The following is an 8,999-nucleotide window of genomic DNA, read 5'->3' on the forward strand; positions in this document are numbered from 1 at the left end:
GCAGATGATGTCACCTGACGTGACTCATGAGCTGACACATGCCTGGAAGGCGTCGAATATTTCGAACGGCTGCCGTTGAATTGGTTTTCGGCGGAGCGATAGAGGTAGAAGTGCCCTTCAGTGCGCCCCGTTCCCAACTTTGGAAGGTGTTTGCTGGTTCCTTTTCACCGAGCATATAGCTCCTCTCATTCATGTGCGTTATCGATTTGGCTGTCACGAACAGATGTCCATATTTGACCATTTGCCAAACCCATGGTATCTTGCCGCCGTTGCCATATCAGTGCCGATAGCGGCAATATACTGTCATATACCTCGTCGTATATGGCACAGCGTTTCCGCAACAGGACCACGCTCGTCCTGTTCCATCGTCGCGCCCTGGCGCGACGACGTGATTCCGCGTTGAATGGCGCGCATTCCCCTGAGGAACGCGCCCGGAGGAAATCTGCATGCCAATGCATTCGATGCGCCGCTTTGGCGCTCTGTATGCACTGCTCTGGCTCGTCGCGCTTGTCATCTTTCCCCGGCCTGTCGAAGCTGCTCCGACGCTCGTTCTCCCCACTCCTCCCGGTGAACAATGGCGCATCATTCAGGGCTATGCCTGTGGTACCCATAACGGCTGGGATCGTTATTCGCTCGATCTGGCCCAGGTCGATGGCCCAACCTACAACGCGCCGATCCGCGCCGCTGCTGCCGGTTCGCTCTGGCATTGGGAAGCGCGTAGCGGCACCATCATTCTCCATCACGGTGGTAACTTCTTCACGATGTATACCCATCTCAGCCGACCGGTAACAACCGAGCGCGGCTTTTATTTCGCCGTTGGCCAGGTGTTGGGCTACGCTGGCGATCGCGGCTCGCCGGGGATTCCTCATCTGCACTTTACGGCCTTTACTGCTGGCGCAAATGGCTGGAGTGGACGCCAGTCAGTGCCGTTGCGGTTTGCCGAGGGGTACGATCTGCCCGAAATTGGTGGGTGTAATCAGCACGGCGGCAAGGTGCTGACGGCGATGTCGGCGCAAGACCCGCAGATCACTTTTACCAGCGCCGCTTTGCCAGCGGGATGGTACAACATCGATCATCAGATCGATTTCAGCATTGCCTGGGGTGGCGGTGGTTTGAGCCAGGCCTGGAATGCGGAACCGCCGGCTGATGAGCCAATGTTTCCCGGCGCGTTTGATGGTTATGCCCGGCTGGCCGATATGGGTGAGGGCTGGCATACGCTTTATGTGCGGGCGTGGGGGCCAGATGGCCGGCAGACACTGGCCAGCTATGGGCCGGTTGGCTACGATGTGTCGCCACCAACCCTGGCGGTCGAGCCGGCGACGCTCACGATTGGTCAGTATCAGGCGGTAACAGTCTCCTGGTTGCCGGCAAGCGATCCGCTGTCCGGCGTATCTGGCTATCGCCTCTACCTTGGCTCCGATCCGGCGGGCGAGAGCGAATGGTTTGTGGATGAACCATCCGTGATCTTGCCGCCACTGGCGCCCGGCACATATCTGCTGCGGGTCAAGCCGATTGATAATGCTGGTAACGTGGGTACATGGCAGACCGTTATGACGGTAATCGTTGAATGACGAGGAGCGGCGCGAGCTGTTGACACTGCTAGCGCCGCACGATCACTGTCGTGCCGACCGGCGCCCAATCGTAGAGCCATGCGGCTGCTTTGAGCGGCAAGTTGACGCAGCCATGACTGCGACGAACGCCCGTGCCAAACTGGTTGTGCCAGTAGGTGCCGTGCAACGCTACACCGCCGACGATATACATTGCATGCGGCACCCGTGGCACCACCCAACATTCGTTGCCGGCGCAACCGCGCATCGTTTGTTCGCGGACTTTGGCGTAGATTGCGAACGTTCCGATTGGCGTATTGAAGCCGTCGCGTCCGGTGGAGACAGGGGCGTCGAAGATGATGCGATCGCCATCGAGCGCATAAAGCCACTGATCGCTCAGGTCAACGATGATCAGTTTATCGCTGCTACGCATCGCCGGCGGGGCCGGTCTGGCCGGCGGCGGTTTGGGAGTCGGCGTGGCTGTTGGCGAAATAGAAGGCGCTGGCCGCTGTTCGGGTGGCGGCGCGGCCTGTGGTTGCCCGTTGGCGTCAACCGGCACGGCGTTACCGGCAGCCACCGGACTTAGATCAACACCGCGCAAACGAGCTAGATCGCGACCGAGATTGCCGATCTGGATGGCGCGCGCAGGGTTGGCCGGACGCGGGTCAACTTCGAGGCGGGCGCGCTCAAAATACTGCACCTGCCGCAACATCCCGTCAACATATTCCCAACGTGGTTCACTGATGGGAAAACCAAAGACTTCCACTGCGCCGCGCTCTTCCCAGAAGGCGAGAAAGGGCGGACCGATTGTGTAGCCGGTTTCGGCAAAGAAGCGTCGTTCGGGCGACTCGCGCGCGGCGAGGGTCGGCGGCGGAAACGCGCGGCCCAGCGCAGTAGCGTATTCAGCGCCGACTCTGCCGCGCAAGACCGCATTGTTATAGGCCGGGTGCAGCTCAAGCCGACCCCGTTCAAAGTACTGCACGATCAGATCGCCGTCCCGGAAGGCGGGACTGATTGGTTGCCCCAGAGTTAGCGGCCCATCGCTCGACCGCCAGACACTGAGAAAGCCGTAAGCGTCATCGAGTCGCTGACCGGTGGCAACGAAGTAGAGCGCCGAACTTTGCGCTGCTGCCGGAACGGTGACCAATGCTATCCCGATTGCCAGAACCAGGGCCAGAAATTGTCGCATACCTGCGCCTTGTTCGTTTGCGCGGCCTCGCCTGAGATTGGATTGGCTTCATTGTAGCATTACCGCTGTGTCAGCGGTAGATAGATTCGCGTTTCAGATGGGATGACAGCCTGCAACAACGCCGCGCGCCATCGATTCTGGTTAATATCGTAAAGGCCAAATCCTGAACCAAACTCCCAGTACGCCCACGACATTCCTTGTCGCTCTGCTTCTGCGCGGATCATCCTTGTCCAGGCGATGCGAGATGCCAGATCGACTGGCCCGTTGCCAGAGGGATCGCCAGAATACGCGCCAAATTCCCCCAGATACACTTCTAGCCCGCGACTGCGCGCCCAGTCGGCAACCCATGCCATCGTGCTCCTTGCCCGTTCTGCGGCAGTAGTGAGGAGTGGGCGCTCCTTGCCGTCTTCGATCAGGGTCAGGTCGAGAAAAACCAGCGTTTGCGGTTGTGAACTCATAATGATAATGTCTCCCGCGTTGTGGCAGGCGACAGGGACGGTTAACAACCGCGCTTGATGGGCGATCAGGTCGAAGGACGACCCTACGAAAAAGGTATCGCCATCAGGCGATTTGCAATTTACTTCCATGCCCGTAGCATTGCGATCAGCCTTGACTCTGAGCAGCGCAGGGCCTTGAATGGGAAAACTGTGCATATAGAGGCCGGCGTAACCGTACTGATAGGTCACTTGCAAGCCGTTCGCAACCCATTGCAGCGTTGTGCCCCATGACCAGTTTTCGCCGTTGAGCGCTGGATCGTCAGGATGCCAGGTTTGCCCCAACGGGGGGCTGGGGTAGATCCAATGCGCATTCTGATGAGTAAACTCGATTGGGCCGTAGTAATGAAAAGTAATGATCAGGTTAGGATCGGAGGGAAGGCGCAGCAGAGGCAACGTATTCAAGTCGTAGCCATGCACTGAGCCGAGAATAACCTTTCTGGTAGGATTAGAAGCGCGGATAACCGACAGCGCTTCAGCGAGCAAGCTGTTCCAGGTTTCCGGATCGGCATTGAACGCTTCCTGCGGTTCGTTCAGCAACTCAAAGTACAGCCATGGCCCGCGATCGTGGTAACGCTCGGCAATCTGTCGCCAGATAGCAAGAAAGCGATTTTTTTCGCCAGCCGGATTGCTATTCAATGCATGGTAGTGATGAGCATCAATGACGACTTTCAAGCCGTTGCTGTGAGACTGCTCTAACACCCAATCGATGCGCTGAAAGAACGTTTCGTCGATCTGGTATGGAGGATGGTGATCGGTGTGATGCGACCAGGCAATTGGCACGCGCACATGATCAAAGCCGGCTGCTTTCACCAGTCTGAAATACTCTTCTTGCAGCGTAACTCCCCACCATCCTTCCTGTTCTGCTTCCAACGCATTGCCAAGGTTGATACCACGACCTAATCTATCGGCAGACGCCGTGGTGATGTCAGTCACGTTGGGGAGCAATCCACTGATCATCGTTGCCAGGATCAGGAAAAGTATGACATATCTGTGCATAAGACACCTTTTGACGGTAATTGCAGTGGCTCCTTCCGGCTGCCGGTTTGTGATGGTTGCGCGCAATCAGTTGTCGATAAACGTTAGCATCGAGCGGTGGCGCGCGACTCAGCGCTTTCCCGGCGACTCTAAAAGTTGCCGGGCTTCGATGCATAGTGCGACACTCCATAACTCCATACAGGCACATGTGTGGTCAGGTTGCCGGCAAGCGCCGTATGAGCCAGGCAGGAACGCTGCCCGTTATCGCCAATGCAATACGCGCGCTAATGATGCCAGCGCCTCTGGCAGTGGCGTTCAAACATGGTGTTACAGGCTTTCACTGAGAAACTACTATCTGTCATAGTATATCTGAGTTGCGTAACCGATTTGTTAGCGTTTGCAGCTCTGTTAAGGCCGGAAGTCATTTTGTTTGCCTTCCATGATTGTGAGGCGAAACAATCTCTCGACTTTGGCGAAGAGGGGGAAATGTGCGCCGTTCACCGATCTGGCTTTTGTTCCTGCGTGTGGTCAGGTATGGTACCATAGAAAAAGTGAAATGCGCTTAAACCATTGCGTATGGAGGTTCTCATGCTGGCAGAATTACGTGACGAGCTGGAAACGTTGCGCACCCGCTTTGCTGATTTGCGGGGGCATCTTTGACTTAGCCGCAAAGCAGGCTGAGATTGAACAACTCGAGACACGCGCCGCCGATCCCGATTTGTGGAACACTCCACGGATTGCGCAAGAGGTGATGCAGCGCCTGACTCGCCTGAAAGAAGAGGTTAATCTGTGGACAACGCTCGAACACCGCATGACCAGTCTGGCCGAATTGATCGAACTGGCCGAACTGGAAGGTGACGAGTCGCTGGGAGCCGATCTCGCAACGGAATTGCAGACGTTGCAGCGCGAGGTCGAACAGCGAGAACTCGAAGTGTTACTGAGCGGCCCGTATGATGACCGTGACGCTTTCCTGTCGATTCAGGCTGGAATGGGCGGCACCGACGCGCAAGATTGGGCGGCGATGCTGTTGCGGATGTATACCCGCTGGGCTGAACGTCGTGGTTACACGGTAAATCTGATTGATCTGAGCGAAGGTGAAGAGGCGGGAATCAAGAGCGCTACGATTGAGATCCGCGGCCCGTATGCCTATGGTTATGCTCGCGCTGAAGCCGGTATTCATCGCTTGATCCGACTCTCACCCTTCAATGCTGCGCACACTCGCCAGACCAGCTTTGCCCGCGTTGAGGTGATGCCTGAGGTGGATGATGCGCCGGAAGTTGAGATCAAACCGGAAGATTTACGCATCGATGTCTTCCGCAGCGGCGGTCACGGCGGCCAGGGAGTCAATACCACCGACTCGGCAGTGCGCATTACGCACCTGCCAACCGGTTTGGTCGTGACCTGTCAGAACGAGCGCTCGCAGATTCAAAATCGCGAGACGGCCCTGCGCGTTTTGCGCGCGCGATTGCTCGAGCGTGAATTGCAGCGGCAGGCTGAAGAGCGCGCTCGCCTGCGCGGCGAATATCGCGAAGCGGCATTTGGCAACCAGATGCGCACCTATTATCTGCACCCCTCAACGCTGGTCAAGGATCATCGCACCGATTACGAGACCAGCAATGTGCAGGCGGTGCTCGATGGCGAAATCGATCCGTTTATCGAGGCCTTTTTGCGGGCAAATGTGCGGGAGGCGTGATGGAGATCAAGTATACGCCGTGGCGCATGCGATATATCAAGCGAGGCGATACTGCTGACGGGGGATGCGTGTTTTGCGCGATAGCCGCCACTGATGGCGCTGATGACGCCGAACGACTGGTGCTCTATCGGGGGCAGCGCTGCTTTGTAGTGATGAATATTTATCCCTACAATACGGCTCATCTCATGGTAGTGCCGTATGCGCATGTGGCTGACCTGACGGCGTTGGATAGCGCAATTGCCGGCGAACTCTTCAGCCTCACGCAGCGCAGTGTAGCGATTCTACAGACAGAATACGCACCCCACGGCTTCAACCTTGGCATGAATCTGGGGCGCGTAGCGGGAGCCGGTATTGCTGATCATCTGCACATGCACATCGTGCCGCGATGGAACGGTGACACCAATTTTATGCCGGTGATAGGCGACACAAAACTCATCCCGGAAGCGTTGGAAGAGACCTATGCGCGTTTGCGTCCACACTTCGCCGCCCTCAGCTCAGCGTCCGATCAATCAGATCAACCAGGTGCTGAATCTCAAATGGCTTCTGAATAATGACAGCGCCTTCCGCTTCGAGATCGGCGAACCAGGGCTTGCGACTGAGCGCCGTCATCAGAATGATCGGAATGCCGTCGTCTTGGAGGCGCTCTTTGATGCGTTGAAAGGTTTCAACACCATCCATATTGGGCATCATAATATCGCTCAACACCAGGCTAGGCGAAAGGTGTTCAAGCATCCGCAGGCCCTCAATGCCATCGCGCGCCAGCACGACTTCGTAACCAGCGTTGCGCAGGGCAATCGACAGGATACTTTGGAGGCCGAGATCATCATCGATAATAAAGATTGTGCCTTTGCTTGCTGACATAATGGTTTCCTTGCCGATTATGTTCGATTGGGAAACAGGCGAGCAGGTCGGTTCACGTTACGCGCCATTATACCAGAGAGTAAACGGCATCGATGCGTCGTGTCACGCCGTTCATTAGCGATTGATATTCGCTGTTGTTCATTGAGGAGTAGATTCATGAAATCTCAGGTACCGGCAGCGCTGACCGAATACCCGTTTCATTATCCCATTGAAGTGCGCTTTCGCGATCTCGATGCGCTCGGACATGTGAACAATGCTGTCTATGCGACCTATCTCGAGTCGGCGCGAATTGCCTACTATCAGCGATTGACCGGTGGTTCGCTTGAGCGGTTGGGGATCATTCTGGCCGAACTGACCATCCGCTATAAGGCGCCAGCTCATTTTGGCGATCAGTTGCTGGTTGGAGTGCGGGTGAGCCGCATCGGCGGCAAGAGCTTTACTATGGATTATGCTATCGCCCGCCTCGGCGATGGCGCGTTGATTGCTACGGCGCAATCGGTGCTGGTGGCCTACGATTATGCTGCCGGACGAAGCGTTCCGGTGAGTGATGAGTTCCGCGCGCGAGTTGCCGAGTTGCAGGGGGAGCTGGAAGCGTAGCTCAGCCCCTGCACCTGACGCGGCGGTAGTTCGATCACTCAATGTCAATCTGCTTTACGCCGTCAATTCACGGTAGAGTTGCACGATCGGATCATCGCGCTTGCGTCGTGGGTTGATACCCGTGGCCGCGAGATAGCGGTGATACGCCCGTTGCATCTCTACCGGCAAACCCAACCGGTGGCTTGCGCGCAGGTGCCAGCCAACTACCGCAGTTGCGCATGGCTCGTGGGTCATAATACGCTCGCAGTATTGCAGGCATTCTTGATCGCGGCCTGCGGCGTATGCATGAGCTGCCAGTCGTTCGCCAGCGATAATCGTCTTGTTCAGCAGGCTCGCGCCGCGCTCCGTTGCCCACTGTTGCGCGCCAGCGATCCCTTCCATATATGGCCCATCGTACAGATCGAGCACATACTGGTAAAACGGCACTGCCGCGCCGATCCCTTCTCTCGTTTCGGTTTGGATGGCGAGCTTAAACGTTTGTTCGAGCAGATCGGCATCGCTGCGGTAGAGATCGGGGTTAAGCGCGCAGCGCTGGCGGTCGGTGTAGAGCAGGTTGGTTGCCAATTCATTGCCGCCGCAATGGTTCAGCACTTGCCGCAGCGCAGTCAGCGTGCGGGCAAGGCTGCTGGCGCTAGCGCCGTTGCTCCAGATCGCCGCGCCAATTTCGCTACGAGTAGCGCCGGCTTCACCACAATGCACCAGGTAGGCGAAGATGCCCTGTACCTTGCGCCCACCGGCGCGTCCACCCTCGCTTTGACCCCATTCTTCGGCCTGAACGGGTCGGCTATCGATAAAGACCTGGAAGTCACCCAGACAATGCACATAGACGCCGCGGAAAGGGCGCAATTCGATGCGCAGGCCGGTAATTTCACCGATACTGGTCAATGCGACACGCGCTTGCTCGCTCAGCTCAGGATCATCGAGGAGACGGCGCAGGTAGGTGAGCGCGCGATTGCCATAATGGGTAAGTAGAATTGTAGTTGCCTGCTGACGCACAGCAAGATCAGAGTGCGTCAGCAGCGGCAGGTAGAGCATAATTGGATTTGACATAATCTTTATTCGTACATATCACTCTCTTCAGCAGGAAGACGGCGAACAATGCTGACTGAAGGATCGATTCGCAGTTCACCATGTTCTTCAAACTCTACCAGCAGGATTTCACGGTCGTCACTGATCAGGCTAAGGCGCACGCGACCGGCGCCGTAGGGCATACAGATGATCCGATCACCCGGTTGAAAGCGCGGCTCTGCGGGCGAGGAGCTGGTGAGCGCTCCAGGCGAGGATTGTTCGACGGGGGGCGACTCAACGTGAGCGCGTCGCTGGCGCAGGCGGGCCAGAATCGCTTCGGCATCGGGAATTACTGGCTCTGCCGGTTGAGCCGATGGCGGATCAAGTTCACGCGATACGGGCGATGCCTGCTCAGAGATTCTGGATGGTGTTGTCCGATGTCCGGCCCGGTTGGGACGGGCGCGCAGATTGCCGGCTGCGCGGTTGGAGGTTGACTCTGGGGGGTTGCGCACCGGCACTGATGGTTCAGACAGACGAGCAGGCGGCTCGGCGCGGGCAGGCGGCTCGGCGCGGGCAGGCGGCTCGGCGCGGGCAGGCGGCTCGGCGCGGGCAGGCGGCTCGGCGCGGGCAGG

Annotated in this window: 8 protein-coding genes and 1 pseudogene; 4 read left to right on the forward strand and 5 right to left on the reverse strand. The window is 57.5% G+C overall.

What is annotated here, in order from left to right:
- The first annotated feature begins 446 nt into the window (after positions 1 to 446).
- On the forward strand, positions 447 to 1,571 hold the full coding sequence (locus tag Q0650_RS17965; protein ID WP_298821516.1) for a peptidoglycan DD-metalloendopeptidase family protein: 1,125 nt from the start codon (positions 447 to 449) through the stop codon (positions 1,569 to 1,571).
- A 28-nt stretch (positions 1,572 to 1,599) separates the two neighbouring features.
- Here the strand turns inward: Q0650_RS17965 and Q0650_RS17970 are convergent, their stop codons facing one another.
- Both Q0650_RS17970 and Q0650_RS17975 read right to left on the reverse strand, forming a co-directional pair.
- Positions 1,600 to 2,736, reverse strand: coding sequence for a L,D-transpeptidase (locus tag Q0650_RS17970; RefSeq protein WP_298821517.1), 1,137 nt, complete (start codon positions 2,734 to 2,736; stop codon positions 1,600 to 1,602).
- 59 nt (positions 2,737 to 2,795) lie between these two features.
- Positions 2,796 to 4,229 (reverse strand): glycoside hydrolase family 5 protein, encoded by a 1,434-nt coding sequence (locus tag Q0650_RS17975; RefSeq protein WP_298821518.1) that lies wholly within the window; start codon positions 4,227 to 4,229, stop codon positions 2,796 to 2,798.
- Positions 4,230 to 4,796: 567 nt separating this feature from the next.
- On the opposite strand from Q0650_RS17975, the gene prfB reads away from it, so the two are divergent.
- Both prfB and Q0650_RS17985 read left to right on the forward strand, forming a co-directional pair.
- A protein-coding gene (gene prfB, locus Q0650_RS17980) for a peptide chain release factor 2 (RefSeq protein ID WP_298821519.1) occupies positions 4,797 to 5,901 on the forward strand; the annotation gives its coding sequence in 2 pieces (ribosomal slippage) (positions 4,797 to 4,865 and positions 4,867 to 5,901; 1,104 coding nt in all).
- The gene (locus Q0650_RS17985) at positions 5,901 to 6,452 is read left to right on the forward strand and encodes an HIT domain-containing protein (RefSeq protein WP_298821521.1); all 552 of its coding nucleotides are present in this window, start codon (positions 5,901 to 5,903) and stop codon (positions 6,450 to 6,452) included. The genes prfB and Q0650_RS17985 overlap by 1 nt, the downstream gene beginning before the upstream one ends.
- Here Q0650_RS17985 and Q0650_RS17990 read toward each other — a convergent pair.
- A complete protein-coding gene (locus tag Q0650_RS17990; RefSeq protein ID WP_298821524.1) occupies positions 6,391 to 6,762 on the reverse strand; it encodes a response regulator in 372 nt (123 codons plus the stop codon). The two genes, Q0650_RS17985 and Q0650_RS17990, sit on opposite strands and share 62 nt — an antisense overlap.
- 156 nt (positions 6,763 to 6,918) lie before the next feature.
- Between Q0650_RS17990 and Q0650_RS17995 the strand changes: the two genes are divergently transcribed.
- Positions 6,919 to 7,359: a thioesterase family protein gene (locus tag Q0650_RS17995; protein ID WP_298821525.1), complete on the forward strand. Its 441-nt coding sequence runs from the start codon at positions 6,919 to 6,921 to the stop codon at positions 7,357 to 7,359.
- Positions 7,360 to 7,413: 54 nt separating this feature from the next.
- Here Q0650_RS17995 and Q0650_RS18000 read toward each other — a convergent pair whose 3' ends face one another.
- Positions 7,414 to 8,409, reverse strand: coding sequence for a bacterial transcriptional activator domain-containing protein (locus Q0650_RS18000; RefSeq protein ID WP_298821527.1), 996 nt, complete (start codon positions 8,407 to 8,409; stop codon positions 7,414 to 7,416).
- A 5-nt stretch (positions 8,410 to 8,414) separates the two neighbouring features.
- Positions 8,415 to 8,999: pseudogene (locus Q0650_RS18005) on the reverse strand (helicase); the annotation flags it as partial.

The sequence above is a fragment of the uncultured Chloroflexus sp. genome (assembly GCF_937129525.1).
In the GTDB taxonomy this organism is placed as follows: Bacteria; Chloroflexota; Chloroflexia; order Chloroflexales; family Chloroflexaceae; genus Chloroflexus.